At 65.3% G+C, this 22,411-nt stretch carries 20 protein-coding genes; 12 read left to right on the plus strand and 8 right to left on the minus strand.

Translation table 11 applies throughout. The features are described from left to right. Positions 1–3 precede the first annotated feature (3 nt). Positions 4–831 carry an NAD(+) diphosphatase gene (gene nudC / locus OOZ63_RS16480; RefSeq protein WP_266006664.1) on the minus strand — a complete coding sequence of 276 codons (828 nt, stop codon included), beginning with the start codon at positions 829–831 and terminating at the stop codon, positions 4–6. Between the two features lie 181 nt (positions 832–1,012). On the opposite strand from nudC, the gene OOZ63_RS16485 reads away from it, so the two are divergent. From OOZ63_RS16485 to OOZ63_RS16495, 3 genes are all read left to right on the plus strand, one after another. Then, positions 1,013–1,240 (plus strand): hypothetical protein, encoded by a 228-nt coding sequence (locus tag OOZ63_RS16485; RefSeq protein ID WP_266006665.1) that lies wholly within the window; start codon positions 1,013–1,015, stop codon positions 1,238–1,240. Further along, positions 1,227–1,532 carry a helix-turn-helix domain-containing protein gene (locus OOZ63_RS16490; RefSeq protein WP_266006666.1) on the plus strand — a complete coding sequence of 102 codons (306 nt, stop codon included), beginning with the start codon at positions 1,227–1,229 and terminating at the stop codon, positions 1,530–1,532. Before OOZ63_RS16485 ends, OOZ63_RS16490 begins: the two co-directional genes overlap by 14 nt. Positions 1,533–2,095: 563 nt before the next feature. Then, positions 2,096–2,971: a hypothetical protein gene (locus OOZ63_RS16495; RefSeq protein WP_416234742.1), complete on the plus strand. Its 876-nt coding sequence runs from the start codon at positions 2,096–2,098 to the stop codon at positions 2,969–2,971. A 33-nt stretch (positions 2,972–3,004) separates the two neighbouring features. Here OOZ63_RS16495 and OOZ63_RS16500 read toward each other — a convergent pair whose 3' ends face one another. Genes OOZ63_RS16500 through OOZ63_RS16510 form a run of 3 tightly spaced genes read right to left on the minus strand, consistent with a single transcriptional unit; the run spans position 3,005 to position 6,321 of the window. Beyond that, entirely contained in the window at positions 3,005–3,655 is a 651-nt protein-coding gene (locus tag OOZ63_RS16500; RefSeq protein ID WP_266006668.1) for a hypothetical protein, read from the minus strand. Next, on the minus strand, positions 3,652–4,272 hold the full coding sequence (locus OOZ63_RS16505) for a hypothetical protein (RefSeq protein WP_266006669.1): 621 nt from the start codon (positions 4,270–4,272) through the stop codon (positions 3,652–3,654). The genes OOZ63_RS16500 and OOZ63_RS16505 overlap by 4 nt, the downstream gene beginning before the upstream one ends. Before the next feature lie 51 nt (positions 4,273–4,323). Beyond that, positions 4,324–6,321, minus strand: coding sequence for an SDR family oxidoreductase (locus OOZ63_RS16510; RefSeq protein ID WP_266006670.1), 1,998 nt, complete (start codon positions 6,319–6,321; stop codon positions 4,324–4,326). A 171-nt stretch (positions 6,322–6,492) separates the two neighbouring features. Between OOZ63_RS16510 and OOZ63_RS16515 the strand changes: the two genes are divergently transcribed. The 3 genes from OOZ63_RS16515 to OOZ63_RS16525 all read left to right on the plus strand — a co-directional run bounded on the left by OOZ63_RS16515 (position 6,493) and on the right by OOZ63_RS16525 (position 9,122). After that, positions 6,493–7,146: a phasin family protein gene (locus OOZ63_RS16515; RefSeq protein ID WP_266006671.1), complete on the plus strand. Its 654-nt coding sequence runs from the start codon at positions 6,493–6,495 to the stop codon at positions 7,144–7,146. Between the two features lie 36 nt (positions 7,147–7,182). After that, positions 7,183–8,385: a patatin-like phospholipase family protein gene (locus tag OOZ63_RS16520; RefSeq protein ID WP_266006673.1), complete on the plus strand. Its 1,203-nt coding sequence runs from the start codon at positions 7,183–7,185 to the stop codon at positions 8,383–8,385. Positions 8,386–8,510: 125 nt separating this feature from the next. Further along, a complete protein-coding gene (locus OOZ63_RS16525) occupies positions 8,511–9,122 on the plus strand; it encodes a PEP-CTERM sorting domain-containing protein (protein WP_266006674.1) in 612 nt (203 codons plus the stop codon). A gap of 90 nt (positions 9,123–9,212) precedes the next feature. On the opposite strand, the gene OOZ63_RS16530 is transcribed toward OOZ63_RS16525, so the two are convergent. Together OOZ63_RS16530 and OOZ63_RS16535 are read right to left on the minus strand one after the other, a co-directional pair. Further along, positions 9,213–10,703 (minus strand): carboxypeptidase M32, encoded by a 1,491-nt coding sequence (locus tag OOZ63_RS16530; RefSeq protein WP_266006676.1) that lies wholly within the window; start codon positions 10,701–10,703, stop codon positions 9,213–9,215. Between the two features lie 65 nt (positions 10,704–10,768). Then, entirely contained in the window at positions 10,769–11,251 is a 483-nt protein-coding gene (locus OOZ63_RS16535; protein WP_266006679.1) for a YqaA family protein, read from the minus strand. Between the two features lie 198 nt (positions 11,252–11,449). On the opposite strand from OOZ63_RS16535, the gene OOZ63_RS16540 reads away from it, so the two are divergent. From OOZ63_RS16540 to purH, 4 genes are all read left to right on the plus strand, one after another. After that, complete coding sequence (locus OOZ63_RS16540; protein ID WP_266006681.1) at positions 11,450–12,280, plus strand: substrate-binding periplasmic protein; 831 nt, start codon at positions 11,450–11,452, stop codon at positions 12,278–12,280. 83 nt (positions 12,281–12,363) lie between these two features. Next, positions 12,364–13,410, plus strand: a complete 1,047-nt coding sequence (dusB, locus tag OOZ63_RS16545) for a tRNA dihydrouridine synthase DusB (protein ID WP_266006682.1) — start codon at positions 12,364–12,366, stop codon at positions 13,408–13,410. Then, the gene (locus OOZ63_RS16550; RefSeq protein ID WP_137941139.1) at positions 13,407–13,640 is read left to right on the plus strand and encodes a Fis family transcriptional regulator; all 234 of its coding nucleotides are present in this window, start codon (positions 13,407–13,409) and stop codon (positions 13,638–13,640) included. The genes dusB and OOZ63_RS16550 overlap by 4 nt, the downstream gene beginning before the upstream one ends. A gap of 91 nt (positions 13,641–13,731) precedes the next feature. Beyond that, positions 13,732–15,312 (plus strand): bifunctional phosphoribosylaminoimidazolecarboxamide formyltransferase/IMP cyclohydrolase, encoded by a 1,581-nt coding sequence (purH, locus tag OOZ63_RS16555; protein WP_266006684.1) that lies wholly within the window; start codon positions 13,732–13,734, stop codon positions 15,310–15,312. A 41-nt stretch (positions 15,313–15,353) separates the two neighbouring features. On the opposite strand, the gene OOZ63_RS16560 is transcribed toward purH, so the two are convergent. Next, positions 15,354–15,824, minus strand: a complete 471-nt coding sequence (locus OOZ63_RS16560; RefSeq protein WP_266006685.1) for an Lrp/AsnC family transcriptional regulator — start codon at positions 15,822–15,824, stop codon at positions 15,354–15,356. 133 nt (positions 15,825–15,957) lie between these two features. Here OOZ63_RS16560 and OOZ63_RS16565 point away from each other — a divergent pair, with 133 nt between their 5' ends. Continuing rightward, on the plus strand, positions 15,958–19,527 hold the full coding sequence (locus tag OOZ63_RS16565) for an indolepyruvate ferredoxin oxidoreductase family protein (RefSeq protein WP_266006686.1): 3,570 nt from the start codon (positions 15,958–15,960) through the stop codon (positions 19,525–19,527). A gap of 21 nt (positions 19,528–19,548) precedes the next feature. Here OOZ63_RS16565 and OOZ63_RS16570 read toward each other — a convergent pair whose 3' ends face one another. Then, positions 19,549–21,408 carry a hypothetical protein gene (locus OOZ63_RS16570; protein ID WP_266006688.1) on the minus strand — a complete coding sequence of 620 codons (1,860 nt, stop codon included), beginning with the start codon at positions 21,406–21,408 and terminating at the stop codon, positions 19,549–19,551. A gap of 177 nt (positions 21,409–21,585) precedes the next feature. Here OOZ63_RS16570 and OOZ63_RS16575 point away from each other — a divergent pair, with 177 nt between their 5' ends. Further along, positions 21,586–22,392: a CsgG/HfaB family protein gene (locus OOZ63_RS16575; protein WP_266006689.1), complete on the plus strand. Its 807-nt coding sequence runs from the start codon at positions 21,586–21,588 to the stop codon at positions 22,390–22,392. Positions 22,393–22,411 lie beyond the last annotated feature (19 nt).

Here is a 22,411-nt window from a genome sequence, read left to right on the forward strand (position 1 = left end):
CCGCTAAACCTCGCTCAGCGCCGCCACCTGATCGCGAATCAGGTGGCCGGCAATTGAGAAGCGCGGCGGGATGCCGGGCAAGGCGTCCAGCGGGAACCAGCGCGCGTCCTCAATCTCGCCGGCCTGCGGCACGATCTCGCCGTCCACCCACTCGGCCGTGTAGGCCACCATCAGGCTGTGCGGGAAGGGCCAGCTCTGGCTGCCGTAGTAGCGCAGATTCGCGACCCGCACGCCGACCTCCTCGGCCACCTCGCGGTGCACACAGTCCTCCAGCGATTCGCCGGCCTCGACAAAGCCGGCCAGCGCGCTGTAGAAGCCCGGCGCATAGCCGGGCGAGCGCGCCAACAGCAGCTCGGGGCCATCCGGCAGGCGGCGCCACACCAGACACATCATTGCCGGGCTCAGCCGCGGGTAGCAGACATGGGCGCACGCCGGGCAGCGCCGAGCCCGTTCATGCGCCATCGTTTCGGTCGCCGTGCCACAGACGCCACAGAAGCGATGAGTCCGCTCCCACTCCAGCACCTGGGCCGCACGCCCGGCCAGTTGCATTAGCGGCTCGGGCAGCGTCATCATCGCGGCGCGCAGCGGCATCGCCTCGAAGCCTGGCGGTGCCTCGGCCAGCTGCAGCACCCAGCAATCGCGATCGTCCAGCCGACCGAGGTAATGGCGGCGCCCCTGCACCGGCTCGAACAGGGCCGCCGGCTGCGGGCTCAGCATCTGCTCGCGCAGCAGCAGGCGGCCTCCAACAAAGACGAAGTACCAGGCTTCGGCGGTGCTGGCTGCGGGGTCGGCGGGCGAGGCGGCAGGAAAAACGGCGGCGTGGAATTGCATGGGAATGGACTTTATTCGCAAGTCCCGGACTCGGCAGCCCACCTGCCATGTGCTTTATGAAAATACGTCCCTGACGTACACTCATGCATGCTCACGATCGACGAAACGCCGACCTTTGTCGTCGAAGCGGCGAAGCTCTGGAGCATCGAAGAGAGATTGACGCTTTTTGCATGGATCGCGCATGAGCCTTGAGGCCGGCGTTGTCATTTCCGGCAGCGGCGGTTGCCGGAAGCTACGCTGGTCAAGACCCGGCATGGGCAAGCAGGGCGGTACTCGTGTCATCTACTTTTGTCGTCTTGAGTCGGGTGAGTTGTGCATGCTGCTCGTGTATCCCAAGGCTGCGAAAGACGATATCCCTGGCTTCATCCTGAAGCAAATTCGAAAGGAGATTGAAGATGACCGCACGTAAGACCAAGACGGCCACGCCATCTGGCGAGGAACTGGGGCTCAGGCTTTTGCAGTCGGTTCGGGAAATGAAGGCGCGCCAGTTCGCCCGCGTGACCGAGACCGAAGTCAACGAGGTCGTCCAAGCCCGGCAAAGCACCGGCCTGTCGCAGGCGGGGTTTGCTTCTGCTCTGAGCATCTCGAAGCGAACGCTGCAGGAGTGGGAGCAAGGTCGGCGGGCTCCGTCTGGCGCCGCGCAGGCGCTCATTCGCATCGCAAGAAAGCACCCCGAGGTGGTGCGCGAGGCGCTCGCCTGAGCGCCCTCGCAAACGCGGGCATCGCATAGCCGCCCCACGGCGCCGCTCCCTCACCGCATTTGGCAGATATGAAACTCTGTGCGCGCGCCGGTGACGATGAGATACACCGGGTCATGCATTTGTTCCCCGACCTGGATCGATTCGTTTTTGACCCTTCCTCGACAAGCTACGAGAAAGTGGCAATCTCCGTCTTTGACGGATGGCTTGGGCCTGACAGATTGCATATGCTCGAACGCGATAGCCGGGAGCGAGCGGAGAGAAAGCAGAAGCTCCTTTCACATTAAAGCAGGGACGACCCAAACGTGCTGTGGTTCAAATCTATGCAAAAGGCGAAACCCGTCATCGAGTGGGCTGTCGAGTGCGGATTGCAGCAGATCGCATATGACAGCCAGCTTCAGCTTTGATGTCGTCCTTCGGCCGATCGCATGCCAGGCATGCCTGGCCATCAAACCTCCGCACCCAACCCTAGCCGGCCCACCGAAATCTCGTATGCGCCGCCCTCCCCCTGCATGCAGCTGACCGGCCAAGCCCACCAACTCCCCTGCCCCCAATGTGCCGCGCCGATGGCGCATCTGAACCTGGCCGGCCATGGCAGCGCGAGCGTGCCGGTGGAGCATTGCGCACCGTGCCGGCTGGTCTGGTTCGATCGGCTGGAATCGGTGCAGCTGGCCGGCCTGGGCTGGATCGCGCTGCTGCGCGAGTTGCAGGAGCCGCAGGGATCGAGCGCGCCGCTGCCGGCGCCGCGTGCTGCCAAGCTGGCCTGCCCGCTATGCCGTGTCACGCTCAAACCGGTGCACAACAGCACCCGCTTCGGCCGCTTCCCGGCGCTGGAATGCGTGCGCTGCGGCGGCCATCTGCACAGCCATGCCGGCATGCTGGCCGAGCGCGGTCTGGTGCGGCCGCTGCTGCCGGCTGACCGCCGGGTGCTGCAGCAAGAGCGCCGCGCGCTGTGCTGCCTGAACTGCGGAGCGCCGGCCGAAGGGCGCGAAGAGGCCTGCCGTTATTGCGACAGCCCGCTGCTGATGCTAGACCTGCCGCGTCTGACCCAGGCACTGCGGCTGGGACCAGGCCGCGACCCACAGACCGGCGAGCGCCAGCGCCCTGCCGCGCTATGGGCCTGGGCCTGCCATGGCTGCGGTGCGGCGCTGGACCCGAGTCGCCACACGGCCTGCACCCAATGCGGCCATGCGGTGCTGGCGCCTTCGCTGCTGGACCTGACGCCGTTGCTGGACCGGGTGGAGGCCGAATGGCGGGCCGATATCGCGGCCAAGACGCCCCGTCCCCCACGCCAGGCAAGGCAAGTGCGTGACTGGCGCGACACCGGCCTGGCGCGGCTGCTGCACAGGCTGCAGCCGGACGAGGATGAGCGAGGCACGCTGGCCTGGCAGGCAGCGCTGTGTCTGGGCCTGCTGCTGGCCTGGTGGTGGTTTGCATCCTGACCCTCCGATGTCGATGACCCGGCGGGCCGACAGCTAGCGCAGCGGAGCCAGCACCCCCGACTTGGTCAGATCGGCGAACACCTGTTCAGCGAAATCGCCGGCATGGAAGTCATCGAGGCTCTGTTGTGTACGCGCATAGCGATAACTATGCTTGAACTCGGCGGTGGTCACGACCGTGATGGCGGCGGCCATGGCTTCATGGCCTGGCTTGGGGTCGATGCGAAACAACGCAATATCGAAGCGAAAGTGGCGGCCGGCTCCATCCTCGGCAATCTGGTGCGAGACCTGGATCAGACGATTGCAGCGCTGCTCCGCTAGCTGGGCCAGCACCAGATCCTCCGCCTTGCCCGTGCGCTGCGTCGGCACGGTGAAGCGGATCACTCGGTACTGCCTGTCCCTCAGCAAGCGCTCATGCAGCTCAGCGGTGAGCGTCGCATTGATACGGTCCCAGATGGCCGTGGCCTGCTCATCCGCGAACAGGCTGCCGATGCCGCCCCCGGCCAGCACTGCGCAGCCGGTCGGCAAAGTCAGGTAGGAGGGGATGGCCGCCGAGCCCCCGCGCGGCGCGGCGGCGCTGGTGGCGGCGTCAGGCGTCGCGCATCCTCCCAGCACAAGCCCCAGCGCAAGCATCGAAGCCGCTCGGGCGATGATCGCGCCAGAGCCATCCGCGAACCGGGTCCTCACGGCTTGTCTGTCTGGACGGACTTGAACCAGGCGTTCCAATCCTCGGGGAACAGACAGGTCTCGAAGACGAACTGCCTCAGCTGATACTCGTCGTCATCGGACTGCACCCGGTAGACCATAGGCACCAGCTTGTCGATCAAGGCCCCGGGATAGACGGCCTGTGAACTGCGGCTCAAGAGGTTCTTGATGCGGCCACCGGCCTCGTCCTGCGGCCGCGCCCCGGCCCTCTCCGCATTCACGAAGAAGACGATGTCCTGCCTAGCCAGACAGACCGGTGCGGCCTTGAGATCCTCCACGAGATCCATGCCTTCGCGCTTGGCACATTGGTAGAACTTCCGGGCCGCAAAGCCCCCGTGGTCCCTGCTGGCGGATCGATCAATCTCGGCATAGACCTCCTTGATCGTCGCTACCGAGAAGTCGCCGTTGGACTTCACATCCAGCTGTGACTGCTGGGACATGTTGAGGTGCATGGCATTGCGGGCGATCACCAGCGCCGTGAAGGCCTCCGCCTCGCAGCGCTGGAACTCTGGGCGGTCCATCAGCAGGGTTGCAGCGCCGACCGAGGCGCTGCAAAGCGCCAGCGGCAGCAGGACCAGGGATGTGAGGAAGAGTCTCATGATGAAAAAGGGCTGGGCGTCAAGGCCAAGCAGTCTCGCAGACCCGCGCGCTCAGAAATGAATGCCCTTCATCATCTGCTGCAGCGCGATCGCCTCGGCCGAGAGCTGAGGCTTGCCGCCCTTCTCGCCCTTGGCCGCATCGCTGTCCGGGAACATGCGGAAGCTGGTGTTCATCGCGATCTGCGCCACCCGCGGCGCCAGCGCATGCATCAGCTGGCCGGTGATGCCCAGCCGAGTCGCGATGCGCACTGGCTTGGCGATGCAGGCCTGGGCGATCATGTCGGCGGCCTCCTCTGGCGCCAGGGTCGGCACATTGTTGTAGATCTTGGTCGGCGCAATCATCGGCGTGCGCACCAGCGGCATATTGATGGTCGTAAAGGTGATGCCCTGGTCGGCGAACTCACTGGAGGCGCAGCGGGTCCAAGCATCGAGCGCGGCCTTGCTGGCCACATAGGCCGAGAAGCGCGGTGCATTGGTCAGCACGCCAATGCTGGAGATATTGACCACATGCCCCTTCTTCTTGGCCACCATGCCCGGAAGCAGGCCCATAGTCACGCGCAGGCAGCCGAAGTAGTTCAGCTGCATCGTGCGCTCGTAGTCGTGGAAGCGCTCGTAGCTGCCCTCGATGGCGCGGCGGATCGAGCGGCCGGCGTTGTTGATCAGAAAGTCGACACCGCCAAAATTCGTGGCAATCCAGGCCATCAGCTCGGCGCAGCTCTGCTCGTTGGCGATATCGGCCGAGAAGCTATGTACCTGGGCCTTGGGGCCGGCGAAGCTGCGGATCTCCTGCTCGGCCTCGGCCAACTTGGCCGCGTCACGCGCGCAGATCAGCGTGATCGCCCCCGCCTCGGCGAACTTCATCGCCGCGGCAAGGCCGATGCCCGAAGAGCCGCCGGTCACCAACACCACCTTGCCGGCGGTCGCCCCTTTTAGGCTGCGGTCAATGAAGAGGTCGGGGTCGAGATGACGCTCCCAGTAGTCCCACAGCCGCCAGGCATAGTCCTTCAGGTTCGGGCAGGCAATACCTGACCCCTTCAGCGCGGCGGCGGTCTCGCGGCAGTCGAAGCGGGTCGGGTAATTGATGAAAGTCAACATATCCTCGGGCAGGCCCAGATCCTTCATCACCGCATTGCGGATGCGCCGCACCGGTGCCAGCGCCATCAAGCCCTTCTTGACGCTCTTGGGGATGAAGCCCAGGAGCGCGGCGTTGACGAACAAATTCATCTTCGGCGCATGGGCAGCCTTGGAGAAGATGTCCAACACATCGCCGACGCGGTAGCCCACCGGGTCGACCAGATGGAAGCAGGCGCCGCTCTTCTTGGCCTGCTGGTGGCTGATGTGGTCCAACGCGTTGACGACGAAGTCCACCGGCACGATATTGACCCGCCCGCCCTCCAGGCCCACCGAGGGCATCCAGGGCGGCAGAATCTGGCGCAGGCGCTGGATCAGCTTGAAGAAGTAGTAGGGGCCGTCGATCTTGTCGGCCTCGCCGGTGGCCGAGTCGCCCACCACCATGGCCGGTCGGTAAACGGTCCAGGGCCTTTTGCACTCCTTGCGCACGATCTTCTCGCTCTCGTGCTTGGTCATGAAATAGGGGTGATCCAGGCCCTCGGCCTCCTCGAACATATCCTCGCGGAACACGCCCTCATACAGTCCGGCCGCCGCGATCGACGAGACGTGGTGGACATGGCCGGCCTCGATGGCCTGAGCGAACTCGACCAGCGCGCGGGTGCCGTCGATATTGGCCCTCACCTGCTCGTCCTCGGGCGCGGCCAGGTCGTAGATCGCGGCCAAGTGATAGACATGGTCGACCTTGCCCTTCAGCGCCTTGATCTGATCGGCCGCCACGCCCAGCTTCTTCGAGTTCAGATCACCGAACACCGGCAGCGCACGCGTCTTGCTGACGCCCCAGAACTCCAGCAGCGCCGGCACCTTGTCGCGGCTCTCCTCGCGCAGCAAGAAGTGGACCGTGCTGCCGCGCCGCGCCAGCAGTTTCTTGACCAGGCGTTTGCCGATGAAGCCGGTGGCGCCGGTGACGAAATACTGCATGCTGTGTCTCCATTGGGATGTTTGCGGCCATTCTTGACCAACTGCGCCGGGCCGCCGCTGCGCGCTTTCCCGAGGGTGGGCGATAGAGCGCACTCACTAGGATTGGCCGCTGCGGCCGCCTCTTGCGGCCCTATAGTGAAGCCACCCTCCACAGACATAGGACCGCAGACCATGGTCAAGAAGCTTCAGAAGATGGCCGCCAAGAACAAGGCCGGCTCCAACGGCGCTATCCCTGGCATCCCGGCCGGCCTGCTGGACAGCCAGTTGGCCCAGTCTGTCAAGGACTCGGCTCAGCAGATCTGGGCCGCCGGCCTGGGCGCGTTCGCCAAGGCCCAGGGCGAAGGCGGCAAAGTCTTCGAAGCTCTGGTCAAGGAAGGCCTTACCCTGCAGAAGAAGACCCAGAGCGCCGCGGAGGAAAAGCTCGGCGCCGTCACCAGCAAGATGAGCGGCATGGCTGGTGAGGTCGGAGCCAAGGCCGGCCAGCAATGGGACAAGCTCGAATCGATCTTCGAGGAACGGGTCGCCAGCGCGCTCAAGCGTCTGGGCGTGCCGACCGCCAAAGACATCGACGCGCTGATCGCCCGCATTGACGCATTGAGTGAAGCGACCGGTGCCAAGCCGTCGGCCCGAAAGGCCGCGGCCAAGCCGGCGGCCAAGGCCGTCGCCAAGCCCGCTCCCAAGGCTGCACCCAAGGCCGCCGCGAAGACAGCCGCCAAGAAGCCGGTTGCGAAAAAGGCCGCTGGGACCAAGGCAACACCTGCCCCCGCCCCCAAGCCCATCCCGCGCAAGCGCGCCGCCAAGCCGGCCGCTGCCGCGCAGGCCTGAGCGCGCTAGCCGCCGCTCACTGATCGCGCACTGTCCATGCCCGCATCGAAGCGCCGCGCCGCCAGGCGCGGCACCGCACGCATAGGCCTGGCCCTGGCAGGCGGTGGGCCGCTGGGCGCCATCTACGAGATCGGCGCACTGTGCGCACTCGAAGAGGCGATTGACGGGCTGGACTTCAGCGCCTGCGATGGCTATATCGGCGTCAGCGCCGGTGGCTTCATCGCGGCCGGCCTAGTCAACGGGCTGACGCCGCGCGAGCTCTGCGCCGCCTTTATCGAAAACGATGCTGACGCCCCGGTCAGCTTCGAGCCCAGCCTGCTGCTGCGCCCCGCCTGGGACGAGTACCTGGCGCGGCTGCGCAGTCTACCGGGCCTGTTGGGTCAGGCGCTGTGGCAGACCGCCGTACAGGGCCGCTCGCTGTTGGCCGCCTTCGAGCGGCTGGGCCGCGCGCTGCCGACCGGACTGCTCAGCGGCGACGTGATGGCCGAGCAGTTGCGCAGCCAGTTCAGTCGGCCAGGCCGCAGCGACGATTTCCGCCAGTTGCGGCGCCCGCTGGTGCTGGTGGCCACCGATCTGGACAGCGGCGAGGCGGTGCCCTTCGGCACGCCCGGCTACGACCACGTGCCGATCTCGCGCGCGGTGCAGGCCAGCGCGGCGTTGCCGGGGCTGTTCCCGCCGGTCGAGATCGAAGGCCGCCATTTCGTCGATGGCGCGTTGAAGAAGACCATCCATGCCTCGGTGCTGTTGGACCGTGGGCTGGACTTGCTGATCTGCCTGAACCCTTTGGTGCCATACCAGGCCGGCTTTGACGAGCACGCGCGCATCCCACGCATCGCCGATGGCGGCCTGCCCCTGGTGCTGAGCCAGACTCTGCGCGCGCTGATCCATTCGCGCCTGGAGCTGGGGCTCAAGCGCTACGAGCTGAGCCATCCGGACACCGACATCGTGCTGTTCGAGCCCGATCCACGTGACGCCGAGATGTTCTTGGCCAACACCTTCAGCTATGCACAGCGCCGCCATCTGGCCGAGCATGCCTACCAGGCCACCCGTAGCGCGCTGCTGCAACGCTATGCCAAGTTGGCCCCCAAGCTGGCCCAGCAAGGCCTGACCCTCAAGCGCTCCGTGCTGCAGGACCACCAGCGCCGCCTGCTGGCGCCGAGCCGCCTCACGCCCACCGAGGCGGCACTTCAGCGCCTGCGCGACACGCTGGGCCGGCTCGAAGAACGCACCGCGGCGTGATCTGCGTCACGGCCAGGGGCTGAACCCCCTGCGCGCAGGGGGATGGCAGGGGCCGAGCCGGCTGCAACACTGCATGCCATGCGCTGCAACAACATGCAGCAAGCCTTCAGCCCTTCGGAGAAACCATGCGCAAAGCCCTCATCGCCGCCCTGCTCGCCAGCCCCCTGCTGGCTCTGGCATCGCCGGTCAACCTGGTCAACAACGGCAGCTTCGAAACTGAGGTCAAGTCCAACGGCCAATGGTCGAACTACAGCAGCCTGACCGGCTGGAACGCTGGCGCCCGTGGCGTGGAGCTGCGCAACAATGTCGCCGGGAGCGCGCTGGACGGCAGCAATTTTGTCGAGCTCGACACCACCGGCAATAGCTGGATCAGCCAGACCATCGCCACAGTGGCCGGCCAGTGGTACGCGCTGGAGTTTGCCTACTCGAACCGCGCTGGCGTAGCCGCCGCCAGCAATGGCCTGGCCTGGAGCTTCGGCGACGCCTCGGGTATCGCCGACCCGCAAGCCCAGATCAGTGGCAGCCATCAATGGCAGGCCTTCAGCACCCTGGTGCAAGCCAGCGGCTCCAGCATGGTGCTGCGTTTTGATGCACTGGGCAGCAGCGACTCGCTAGGCAGCTCGCTGGACCGCGTCTCGGTCACCAGCGCCGTGCCCGAGCCCGAAAGCTATGCACTGATGCTGGCCGGCCTGGGCGCGATGGCCCTGGTGGCACGCCGCCGCCGCGCACAGCAATAACACCCTATTGACCAGACGCGCTGCGGGGTAGAGACCGTTGCGCTCAAGCACAAGGGCGCCTCGGCGCCCTTGTTGGTTTGCGCTCGGACTTCAGCCCAGATAGCGGGACTCGAGATGCGCCTTGAAATGGGCCGGGTTCAAGGTTTCGCCGCTGGCGCGCCGCACCAGCTCCGGCGTCTCCCAGCGGCTGCCTTGGCTCCAGATATTGGTTTTGAGCCAGTCGAACACCGGCACCAAGTCGCCGGCGGCGACACGGGCGTCGAGCTCGGGCATGGTGCGGCGCATGGTCGCGAACCACTGCGCCGCATACATCGCGCCTAGCGTGTAGCAGGGGAAGTAGCCAAACAGACCGGCACCCCAATGCACATCCTGCATTGGCCCGTTGCGGTAGTTGCCGCGCGTGTCCAGACCCAGCAGCTCCATCATCTTGGCGTCCCACATCGCCGGGATGTCCTCGCACTCGATCTGCCCTTCGATCAGTGCGCGCTCGATTTCGTAGCGCAGGATGATGTGGGCCGGATAGGTCACCTCGTCGGCATCGACGCGGATGAAGCCCGGCGCGACGCGCGTCAGCAGGCGGTTCAGATTCTGCGGCGCAAATGCCGGCTGCTCGCCCAGATGGCGGCTCACCAGCGGGCTCAACAGGCCGGCAAAAGCCGGATGGCTGCCCAGTTGCATCTCAAAGGACAGGCTCTGGCTCTCATGCAAGCCCATCGAGCGCGCCCGCGCCACGGGTTGGCCCAGCCACTCGCGCGGCAGGTTCTGCTCGTAGCGGCCGTGGCCGGTCTCGTGGATGGTGCCGGTCAGGCTGGGCAGAAAGCTGTCCTCGCGATAGCGCGTAGTCATCCGTACATCCTCGGGCACACCGCCGCAGAAGGGATGAGCGCTTTCGTCGAGCCGGCCGGCCTCGAAGTCAAAACCCATCAGCCGCATTGCGTCCTGGCCCAGCGCACGTTGGGCCGCTGTCGGGAACGGCCCCTGCGGCTGCAGCACCGTTTCGCCAGCCTGCTTGACCTGCACGGCGCGGATCAGGCCCGGCAGCCACTGGCGCAGCTCGCCGAACACACGATCCACCTCGGACGAACGCATGCCCGGCTCATACTGGTCCATCAAGGCGTCATAGCGACCCATCCCGGTGCTGTCGGCCAGCAGCTGCGCTTCCTGGCGGGCCAGGCGCACGACCTCTCGCAAATTCTCCAGATAGCCTGCCCAATCGTTGGCCGGGCGCTGGCTACGCCAGGCATGCTCGCATCGCGAGATCGCCAGGCTCTTAGCCTCGACCAGGGACTGGGGCAATGCGTTCGAGCTCATCCAGGCACGCCGCATCTCGCGCAGATTTGCTTGCTGCAGTTCGTCCAGCGGCTCGGTGGCCGCAGCATCCAGCAGGCTTTTGAGCGCCGGCTCGGTGGCCAGTTGGTGCATCAGCCCGCCCATCTCGGCCAGCGCCAGCGAACGGGCCTCATTGCCCTTGGCCGGCATATTGGCCGACTGGTCCCAGGAGGCGATGGCTTGCAGATGAGCCAGGTGGTGCAGGCGCTGGTGGCGCTGGCGCAGATCGTCGTAGGCAGTGGTGGTGCTCATGTTGTCGAGTGGGGCTGGTGGGTCGAGAGGGTGCAAACAGGGGCCGGTGGGCGCCACAGGCATTGTCAGGGAAACACCCAAAGCAGGGCCGCCGTCATGACGAAGTAGCGGCCGAACTTGCCGATCGCCATGTAGAACACGCAGGGCCAGAACGGCAGCCGCAGCCAACCGGCCACCGCGCACAGCGGGTCGCCGACAAGGGGCAACCAGCTCAGCAGGCAGGCCTTGGCGCCGAAGCGTTCCAGCCATTGCAGCGCGCGGGCTCGCGCCGGCGGGTGGTGCGCGGCCCGTTCGTAGAGCCGCTCGGCCCCTAAGCCCATCCACCAGCTGATCGCGCCGCCAACAGTGTTGCCGGCGGTGGCCACGAGCACGGCCGGCCAGAACATTTCGGGGTTGAACTTGACCAGGCCGAACACCGCCGGCTCCGAGCCCATCGGCAGCAAGGTGGCCGACACCAGAGCGATGATGAAGATCGCCGACAGGCCGACCTTGGGCAGCGCCAGCGCCGCCAACAAGGCGGCCATCAGCTCTTGCATCCAGATTTCCATGCGGCGATTATCCAGGGCGCCCAGCGCACCGATGCAAGCAAACGGGGGTAATCGTCGGCTTGCGGGATCGGGGCCGACATTGCAGACTCCCGCCAGGGATGCCGTCCGCGTGTCTGTGATAGAAAGGTCGACAAGACTCGGCCCGCCCGCTGATGCGGGCAGCGCAGCGGATCATGTCGTTGAGGATCGATGAAGGCCATGTTCTCCACCCTGCCGCGTGCATCCGATACCCGCCACCGGGGGGTATCGATGCTGCTGCTCGCCCTTGTGACGACCTTGTTCGCCGCGCGCGAGGTCAATGCCAACGAGAGCTGCAAGCAGCTGCTGGCCTCCGGCAATCCGCAGTACCCGCCCTATCTGTGGCGCGACCCTGAAGACGAGTCACGCCTGATCGGCGCCAACACCGAGCTGATGCAGATGCTGAGCAAGGAACTGGGGCTGCCCATCGAGGTTCGCTATATCGGCCCTTGGGGCCGGGTGCAGGAGGAATCGCGGGCCGGGCGTATCGATCTGATCGCTGGCGCCTTCTTCACGCTGCCGCGCACCGAGTACATGGATTATTTCCACCCGGCCTTCCGCGAGACCCGCTCGGTCGTCTGGACGCGCGAGGCCAGCCGGCTGAACTATCGGCGCTGGAGCGATCTGGCCCCGCTGCAAGGCGTGACCGTGATCAACAATAGCTTCGGCGAGGAGTTCGACCGCTATGCCAAGGAAAGCCTGAAGATCAGCCAGGTAGCGAGCCTAGAGCAAGCCATCCAGATGCTGCAGCGCTCGCGGGCCGACTACCTGGTGTACGAGGACGCCCCGGCCGCCGCCTATCTGGCCAAGATGAATATCGCCGACATGAAGGCGCTGACGCCGGCAGTGGCCAACGAGAATCTCTACCTGACCCTCTCGCATCGCTCAGCCTGCAACAGCGGCGAGATGCGCGGGCGGATTGCGCGCGCGATGTACAAGTTGGCCCGCCAGGGTGTGATGAATGCCCTGATTGAGAAGAATATCCAGCTCTGGCGGCGCCAAAATCAGTAGCATCGGTCGAGCTGGTCGGTCATGGCAAGGGCAGCGGAGGTATAATTCTGCCTCATTTTTGAGCAGAACCTCCCTCATCCTTTATGCACATCGGCCCTTACGCCTTGCCGAACAAGCTGTTCGTCGCGCCGATGGCAGGCGTCACTGATCGGCCGTTTCGCCAGCTCTGCAGGCGTCTGGGCGCGGGATACGCAGTCAGCGAGATGGTGACCTCGCGCAAGGATCTGTGGAACAGCCTGAAGACCTCGCGCCGCGCAAATCATGAGGGTGAGGCCGCGCCGATCGCGGTGCAGATCGCCGGCACCGATGCTGCCATGATGGCCGAGGCAGCGGCCTACAACATCGATCGCGGGGCCCAGATCATCGACATCAATATGGGTTGCCCGGCCAAGAAGGTCTGCAACAAATGGGCCGGTTCGGCGCTGATGCAGGACGAGGCGCTGGCGCTGCAGATCATCAGCGCGGTGGTGGCAGCCTCGGCGCCGCAGGGCGTGCCGGTGACCTTGAAGATGCGCACCGGCTGGTGCGACAGCGAGCGCAATGCATTGAGCATCGCTCGCGCCGCCGAGAGCGCCGGCGTCGCGATGGTGACCGTGCACGGTCGCACCCGCGAGCAGGGCTACAAGGGCATGGCCGAGTACGACACGATTGCTGCCGTCAAGGCCGCGCTGCGCATACCGGTGGTCGCCAACGGCGATATCGACTCGCCGCAGAAGGCCGAGCAGGTGCTCGCCTACACAGGCGCTGACGCGCTGATGATTGGTCGTGCGGCCCAGGGCCGGCCATGGATCTTCCGCGAGATCGCCCACTATCTGGCCACTGGCCAGGAGCTGCCAGCACCCGAGGTGCTGCAGGCCCGTGACTGGCTGCTCGAGCATCTGCAGGACCACTACAGTCTCTACGGCGAGTTGACCGGCATGCGCACCGCGCGCAAGCACATCGGCTGGGCCCTGCGCGGCCTGCCTGGCGGCGAGGCGTTCCGCCAAAAAATGAATCTCCTGGAGAGCTGCGAAGCCCAGATCAGCGCCCTCGGCGACTGGCTGGGCGAGCTCGCCACCCGCTACGACAGGTTGCCCGTGCTCGCCATCGAGGCCGCCAACGACGAAGAAGAACTGAGGCTGCAGGCATGACCCCGAAACCGATTGACGCCTGCGTGCGCGAGAACCTGGAAGTCTATTTCCGCGATCTGGACGGCGAGACCCCTCACTCGATGTACGAGATGCTGATCGGCCTGGTCGAGAAGCCTTTGCTGGACGTCGTGATGAAACAGGCCGACGGCAACCAGAGCAAGGCCGCCGAATGGCTGGGCATCAACCGCAACACACTGCGCCGCAAGTTGACCGAGCACAAATTGCTCTAGTCCTTGCCGGACAGGCCGCCGCCGCGCTGCGGCAAGCGCTGTCCCCAACCGACTGAGTGACTCCTGAATCCAATCCCCCTGAGTACACCCCATGACCCAATTGACCGCCCTGATCTCGGTATCCGACAAGACCGGCATCCTTGAGTTCGCCCAAGCGCTGCATGCCTTGAACGTCAAGCTGCTGTCCACCGGCGGCACCGCCAAGCTGCTGGCCGAAGCAGGTCTGCCCGTCACCGAGGTTGCCGAGCACACCGGCTTTCCCGAGATGCTGGACGGCCGCGTCAAGACCCTGCACCCGAAGATCCACGGCGGCCTGCTGGCGCGCCGTGACCTGCCCGAGCATGTTGCCGCGATTCAGGCCCACGGCATCGACACCATCGACATCCTGGCCGTCAACCTCTACCCGTTTGAGGCCACCGTTGCAAAGCCCGGCTGCACCCTGGAAGACGCGATAGAGAACATCGACATCGGTGGCCCGGCAATGGTGCGCAGCGCGGCCAAGAACTGGAAGGACGTCACGGTGCTGACCGAGGCCTCGCAGTATGCGGGCGTGCTGGCCGAGCTGAAGTCCGAGGGCAAGACCAGCGACAAGACCCGCTTTGCCTGCTCGGTGGCAGCTTTCAATCGCATTGCCCAGTACGACGCCGCGATCAGCAACTACCTGAGCGCCATCAAGGAGGACGGCAGCCACCAAGCCTTCCCCGACCAAATGAACAGCAGCTTTGTCAAGGTGCAGGACCTGCGCTACGGAGAGAACTCGCACCAGAGCGCCGCGCTGTACCGCGACCTGCATCCCGCGCCCGGCTCGCTGGTGACCGGCAAACAGCTGCAGGGCAAGGAGCTCTCGTACAACAATATTGCCGACGCCGACGCGGCCTGGGAGTGCGTGAAGAGCTTCTCCATACCCGCTTGCGTGATCGTCAAGCACGCCAACCCCTGCGGTGTGGCCGTCGCAGCCAATGCCGCGGAGGCCTATGCCAAGGCCTTCAAGACCGACCCGACCAGCGCCTTCGGCGGCATCATTGCCTTCAACCAAGTGGTCGATAAGGCGGCGGCTGAGCTGGTCGTCAAGCAGTTCGTCGAGGTGCTAATGGCGCCCGGCTTTACCGAGGAAGCGCTGGCGATCTTCGCGCCCAAGGCCAATGTGCGCCTGCTGCAGATCGCGCTGCCCACCGGTGGCACGACGCCCTGGCAGCAAGGCCGCAATGCGATGGACAGCAAGCGGGTTGGCTCCGGCATCCTGATCCAGAGCGCCGACAACCATTTCCTGCAGAAGTCCGATCTGAAGGTTGTCACGACCTTGCAGCCGACGGCCCAGCAACTCGATGATCTGATGTTCGCCTGGACCGTGGGGCAGTACGTCAAGAGCAATGCCATCGTGTTCTGCGCCGGCGGCATGACGCTGGGCGTTGGCGCTGGCCAGATGAGCCGCATCGACAGCGCCCGCATCGCCGCGATCAAGGCCGAGAACGCCGGCCTGAGCCTGTCGGGCTCGGTGGTCGCCAGCGACGCCTTTTTCCCCTTCCGCGACGGCCTCGATGTGCTGGCCGATGCCGGCGCCTCCTGCGTGATCCAGCCGGGCGGCTCGATGCGCGACGAGGAAGTGATCGCCGCCGCCAATGAGCGCGGCGTTGCGATGGTGTTCACAGGCGTGCGCCACTTCCGGCATTGACTGACGGCCACTCCCCGAGCGCCGCGCGCTTCGGGAGTGGATCAACCTACCGGCAGCGCCGTCTCGTACTTGACCTCGCGCAGCACCACATTGCTGCGCACGCTGGCAACTCCTGGCACCTTGAAGATCTGCGACTGCAGGAACTGGTCGTAGGCTTTCATGTCCGGCACTACGACCTTGATCACATAGTCGGCCTCTCCGGTGATGCCGTGACATTCGATGATCTCGCGGCTAGCGCGCACCAGGCGCTCGAAGTTCTCGACAGCGCCTTCGCTGTGCCGCACCAGGCTGACATTGGCCAGCACGCAGATATTGAGCCCAAGCTTCTCGCGGTCCACGAGGGCCACATGGCGGCGTATCACGCCGCTGTCCTCCAACTCCTTGACGCGTCGCCACACGGGCGTGGCCGACAACCCGACCTTCTCCGCCAGCTGCTGGGTGCTCTGTCGGCCGTCGGCCTGCAGGGCCTCCAGAATCTGCTTTGTCGCCCGATCGAAACGTTCAATTTCCATTTCAGCCACCTTTGAGTTGAATTCTCTCATTGACGAGCTTGACAGTAGCAAAGAGAGGAACAAACACTTGGGCTGCTGACCAAGAATCTCCCCCCAAGCTTTAAAGCAACAGAGCCGCCAGGAGACAGATAGCATGCCCAGCACCGACCTCATTGCCCCGCCGCCCGCGCTGCGCGACTACAAGCTCTCCGACAACCTCGGTGCCAAAAGCGGCCAGGTCTTCATGACCGGCACCCAGGCCCTGGTGCGACTGCTGCTGGCGCAAAAAGCCCTGGACGAGCGAGCCGGCCTGAAGACGGCCGGTTTCGTCTCCGGCTACCGCGGGAGCCCGCTGGGCATGGTGGACCAGCAGCTGTGGAAGGCGAAGAAATTCCTCGAAGCGGCCCAGATCAACTTCCTGCCCGCGATCAACGAGGACCTGGCCGCCACTGCATGCCTGGGTGTACAGCGGGTCGCGCTGGATCCGAAGCGCACAGTCGATGGCGTGTTCGCGATGTGGTACGGCAAGGGGCCGGGCGTTGACCGCTCCGGCGATGCGCTCAAGCATGGCAATGTCTACGGCAGCTCCAGCCAGGGTGGTGTGCTGGTGGTGTGCGGTGACGACCATGGCTGCGTGTCCTCCTCGACGCCGCACCAAAGCGATCTGGCGCTTCAGGCCTGGAGCATGCCGCTGGTGCATCCGGCCAATGTGGCCGAGTACCTGGAGTTCGGCCTCTACGGCTGGGCGCTCTCGCGCTTCTCTGGCGCCTGGGTCGGATTCAAGGCCATCTCCGAGGTGGTCGAGTCCGGCATGACCGTCGATCTGGACAGCGTGCCGCTGGATTTCGAGCTGCCCATTGATCACAAGCCAGCGACGAACCTTCACATCCGCAGCGTCGACCTGCCCTCGCTGGAACTGGAGTCGCGACTGGAACACAAGCTGGCCGCGGTGCGTGCTTTCAGCAAACTGAACTCGATCGACAAGCACATCGTCGCTAGCCCCAGCGCCACCCTGGGCATCGTCACGGTGGGCAAGGCCCACTACGACTTCATGGAGGTGCTGCGCCGCCTGGACCTGGACCCGAATGCGCTGGCCGCGGCCGGCGTGCGGGTCTACAAGGTGGGTCTGGTCTACCCGCTGGAGACCACGCGCATGGCCGAATTCGCCCAAGGGCTGACCGATATGCTGGTGATCGAGGAAAAGGCCCCGGTGGTCGAGCGCCAGATCAAGGAACTGCTCTACCACCTGCCCGACGCGCAGCGCCCCCATGTGATCGGCAAGACCGACGAGCATGGCGCGGCCGTGCTCTCAAGCCTCGGCGAGCTGCGCCCCTCGCGCATCATGTCGACCGTGGCCGAGTGGCTGGCGCGGCTGAACCCGGCGCTGGACCGTCGCCATCTGGTGGTCGATTTCCTGACCCCTTGTCTGCTCAGCAATGCGGCCGATGGCGTGCGCCGCCAGCCCTACTTCTGTTCGGGCTGCCCGCACAACACATCGACAAAATTGCCGGATGGCTCCAGGGCGCTGGCCGGCATCGGCTGCCACTTCATGGCCAGCTGGATGGAGCGCGGGACCTCAGGCCTGATACAGATGGGGGCCGAGGGCGTGGACTGGGCCGCGGCCTCGCGTTTCACGACCGAGAAGCATGTGTTCCAGAACCTCGGCGACGGCACCTACTACCACTCCGGCTATCTGGCGATCCGCCAGGCCATCGCCGCCAAGACCAACATCACCTACAAGATTCTCTACAACGACGCGGTCGCGATGACCGGCGGCCAGCCGGTCGACGGCCAGACCAGCGTGCCGCAGATAGCGCGCCAGGTCGAGGCTGAAGGCGTCAAGCGCCTGGTGGTCGTCTCCGACGAGATCGGCAAGTACGAGGGCCATCACGGGCTCTTCCCGGCCGGCACCACCTTCTTTGATCGCAGCGAACTGGACAAGGTCCAGCGCGAGCTGCGCGAGATCGAGGGTGTGACGGTGCTGATCTACGACCAGACCTGTGCCGCCGAAAAGCGCCGGCGCCGAAAGAAGAAGGAATTCCCCGATCCGCCCAAGCGCATCTTCATCAACGAACAGGTCTGTGAAGGCTGTGGCGACTGCGGCCAAGCCTCGAACTGCCTGTCGGTCGTGCCGGTCGAGACCGATTTTGGCCGCAAGCGCGCGATTGAGCAAAGCAGCTGCAACAAGGACTTTTCCTGCGTCAATGGCTTTTGCCCCAGCTTTGTCTCGGTGCATGGCGCGCAGCTGAAGAAGAAGGTCGGCTCGGGCTATACCGCGCAAGACCTGGCTCGGGAAATAGCCGCCATCGGCACACCCGCCGCCTGGGACTGGACCGGCCCCTTCGACCTGCTGGTCACCGGCGTCGGCGGCACTGGCGTCGTTACTGTGGGCGCGCTGGTCTCGATGGCCGCACATCTGGAAGGCAAGCAGGCCTCGGTGCTGGACTTCATGGGCTTTGCGCAAAAGGGCGGCTCGGTGTTGAGTTTCGTGCGCTTGGCGCCGACTCAGGACCTGCTGAACCAGGTCCGCATCGACACCCAGCAGGCCGATGTGCTCTTGGCCTGCGATATGGTGGTCGGCGCCAGCCCCGACGCGCTGGGCACCGTCAAGCCCGGTCGCACCGTGATCCTGGCCAACACGCACGAGCTGCCAACGGCGGCCTTTGTCCGCAACCCCGACGCGAGCCTGCAGGGCGAGTCTTTGCTGGCCAAGATGCGACATGCGGTGGCCGATGACACCCTCTTGTCCACCATCGACGCGCAGGCCATCGCGCAGCAGCTGATGGGCGACACCATGCCCAGCAACATCATCATGCTGGGCGCCTGCTACCAGCGCGGCCTGATCCCGCTCAGCGAAGCGGCGCTGATGCGCGCGATCGAGCTCAACGGTGTCGCGGTTGAGGGCAACAAGACCGCCTTCGCGCTGGGCCGCCTGGCCATCGCCGCGCCGGACGCGATCAAGCGCCTCGGTGGCGACAAGGCGCAACCGGTGCAGCTGATGCTGGGCCAGGACAAACTCGATGGCCCTGATGGTCTGATCGCGCGTCGCGTCGCGCACCTGACGGCCTATCAGGATGCCGCCTATGCGAAGCGCTATCAGGCCCTGGTCGATAAAGTGCGTGCGGCCGAGGCGACTCTGGGCGAAGCCGGCAAGGCCGAGCGGCTGAGCAAAGCTGTCGCCCGTTACTACGCGAAGCTCCTGGCGATTAAAGACGAGTGGGAGGTGGCCCGGCTCTACACCGACGGCAAGTTCGAGGCCAGCATGCGCGCGCAGTTTGACAACTGGGAGCGCCTGTCCTTCCATATGGCGCCGCCGCTGCTGTCAAAACCTGGCCCCGACGGGCGGGCCAAGAAGGTCGAACTGGGCTCATGGACCTTCAAAGCCTTGAAGATCATGGCCAAGCTCAAGGGTCTGCGCGGCACACCGCTGGACGTCTTCGGCAGGACCGAGGAACGCCGACTGGAGCGCCAGCTCATCGCCGACTACGAGGCCTTGGTCGACGAGCTGCTGGCCACGCTCAGCGCCGAGAAACTGGAGCTGGCCGTCAAGCTAGCCCGGCTGCCGGAGTCCATCCGCGGCTACGGCCATGTCAAGCTGGCCAATGTCGTGACGGTGCGGGCCCAGCAGAAGGAACTGCTGGACCGCTTCCACGGCCGGGTGACCGAGGCGCCGGTGCAGATTGTCAAGGTGGCCGAGCGGGTCAAGAGCGTGGCAGAGCTGTGACACGCTCCGTCTAGAGCCGTGTCAACCCTCCGGGGCAAAGAACCAGCGCCCCACCAAGGCGCCATCCTTGCTTCCGAGAAGGACCCGCAGCTCTTTGGTCCGGATGTGATAACTCGGCCCACCCCAGCAGGTTGCTCCCTGTTTGGCCGCCGCCACCGTCCCCGCCCGCAGGGCCGGGACGCCTGTGCGCTTGAACTGGCCATCGTGCAAGCGGCACCAGTCGCCGTATTTGTGAAGGAACAGAAAGTAGGCGTTCGGTAAACCCGCTGCCGAGCCCGCCTCAACGACTTTCGACTCCGGAGGACCTACCGAGCGGAACTCGGGGAAATCCGGAACAGCCAGGCCCGACGCATTGCCAAATGTTGTTTCTGCTGAGAAGGCAAGGCCTGATCCGTAGTCAACATCGTCGGATGCTTCCACTGCGGGCATCCCCAGCCAGAACTCGCTGCTCGCATCGGCGGCGTTGCGCTGAGACAGTATCAGCACCGGGCCTGAAGGTGTACGGGCAGCGCGCAGGCGGCGGACTTCTCCGCCTCGATCCACCAGTTCCAACTCCTCACCGACGATGGCGACATCCCAACGCCGCAGCAGGGCCTCAGGGCATTGCGCGACCGCAGTCGGCACGGCACTGGCGCAAACCTCCATGGCGCCGTTCCTGAACTGGGCGGTCCAGGCAAAGGCGTCCAGAGACTGCCCCTGCTTGTCCGCCTTCGAGCCCAGCAGGTTGTAGATCCGTCCCTCCAGTTCCGTCATCTGGCTCACAAAATGGCTACCCCCCAGAAAAGGCCGGCGACCTGTTCCCAGATCGAGCGCGCCTGTGAGGAGGCCAACACCCGGAAAAAGGCTGCCAGCTAGCATTGGATTTACACCGACTTCATCGCGCTCGCGCAACCACAAGTGGCCTGTCACATCCACCATGATGTTGACTCGCCGGTCTATCCGTTCATTGGTGAATCGCAGGCTTCGCTCGCCCCAAAGAGAATACGCAAGTCGGTACTGCTCTCCGTCCAACCCGAAGACAACGTAGCGCCCTTCTTCGTTGTTGACGTTCGCCTGTCGATGCTCGGCACGGTTGTTGGCCGGGGACATCTCCCCCGGCGCAAACACGTCGCTGCTGAGGAAATTGGTCTCTTCTCGGTCGATTTGGCGCGGCCGGTAGCGCGCCACCAGAGTGAGCATCGCCCCTTTGGGCAGCCGCTCCAGGTTAATGCGCTCGTTCAATTCGGCAGGGCACTGGGCACCTGAAGTGGCACTGCAACTGGCACCCAGCCAGTCCATGCCCGAAGCGGCCATCTGCCGCCACTCGACACTGCGCGCCTCATCCTGTCCGTCGTTGCTGAGGGTCAGCTCATGGCTCAACACCTCGTCCCCAGCTTCGATGGAAGTGACTGGCGCCTTGACGGCCACGCTCAGGTCCGCAGCATAGGCCTGAATTTCCTGACGCCAGCTGTCGGCACCCGCCTCTGCAGCAGTGCGCATCAACCAGTTGTTGCTGACCCGCCCACTGAATCCCGGCGCAATCCGCAAACGCTGCTGCACCCGCAGGCTTGCCCCGGGCGCCAGCTCGGCGATCGCAAGGCTGCCATCCGCGCGAACCGCACAGGGAGACGGCGTCCCCTCGCAGCTCAGCGGCAAATGCAAGACATGGGTGCCTGGCTCGACGGCCAGCAGCACCTGACGTGCGGCGGCGCTCCCCGTGTTGCGCAGCGTCAGCCACTGCGTTTGTACGGCGCCACTGGGGACCATGGTCACCGCTTCGGAGGTCGACGACCCGATCTCCAAACGTGCGGCCCGTGTTGGCTCGGCTTCGCCTCCGCCGCAAGCCATCACTGCGGCAGCGCAGACAAGCGCGGCCAGCACCGGCTCGGTACGGTTGCTCATCTTGCTCTCTCCCTCACAGCTTTTTATAGCCATCGATTCTATCGATGCGATCAACAACGGCTCCGCCGCCAGACTCCGGCCTAGCGTCGAGACGATGCCCCCCAATGTGGGATTCCCAGGCGGCGAGCGGCGGTCACAATGCGCGCTCAATAAACCACCCGACCCAGGACCGACACGATGCCGCTGCAACGATTTCTCCGCCCGTCCGCCATTGCTTTCGTGCTGGCCCTGAGCCTCGCGGCCTGCGGCAAGCAAGGTGTCGAGCTCGGCCAAGGGGGCTCCATCGTCTCGGGCTCTGGCGGCCCGCAGGGCGCGAGCAATGCAGCCAAGGAGTTACTGAAATGCGAAGCGCCGGTGGCCGTGGTCGCGCTGCAGGAGAACCAGGGTGGTTATACCGGCATCGGCCGTGGCGGTCTGCCGGAGTCGCCGCTGCCGCTGGTGCGCGTGCTGATGCAGCAAAGCGGCTGCTTTCGCATCGTCGACCGCAATGCCGGGCTGAAGGCCACGGTGCGCGAGCAGGAGCTCAAGGATGCAGGTGTGCTGCGCGCTGACGGCGATGTCAAGAAGGGCCGCGGCATCATGGCTCAGTACAGCGTGATGCCCAGCCTGGTCTTCTCCGAGCAGGACGCCGGCCGCCAGCTGGGCGGCGTCATCGCGGCCATCCCCGGTCTCAACAAGCTGGCCGGTGCGGCCGAACAGGTCAAGCTCAAGGAGGCGCAGGTCGTGCTGCTGCTGACCGATAACGAGACTACCGAGCAGCTGTCCTCGGCCACCGGCTCGGCGCGCACCACTGATCTGGGCATCGGCGGCTTTGCGATCGGCGCCGGTGGCGGCCTGGGCGGTATGGGCTGGAGCAATACCAACGAAGGCAAGGTGATCGCGGCTGCCTTCCTCGATGCACACAACCAGTTGGTGACGCAGCTGCGCACACTGGTGGCCAAGGAACTGCCCGAGCCGGTCGCGACCAGGCCGAAAAAGGGCTAAAGAGCGCCCTCGTGCCCGG

It is taken from the genome of Paucibacter sp. PLA-PC-4 (genome assembly GCF_026241155.1).
Classification (GTDB): domain Bacteria; phylum Pseudomonadota; class Gammaproteobacteria; order Burkholderiales; family Burkholderiaceae_C; genus Roseateles_E.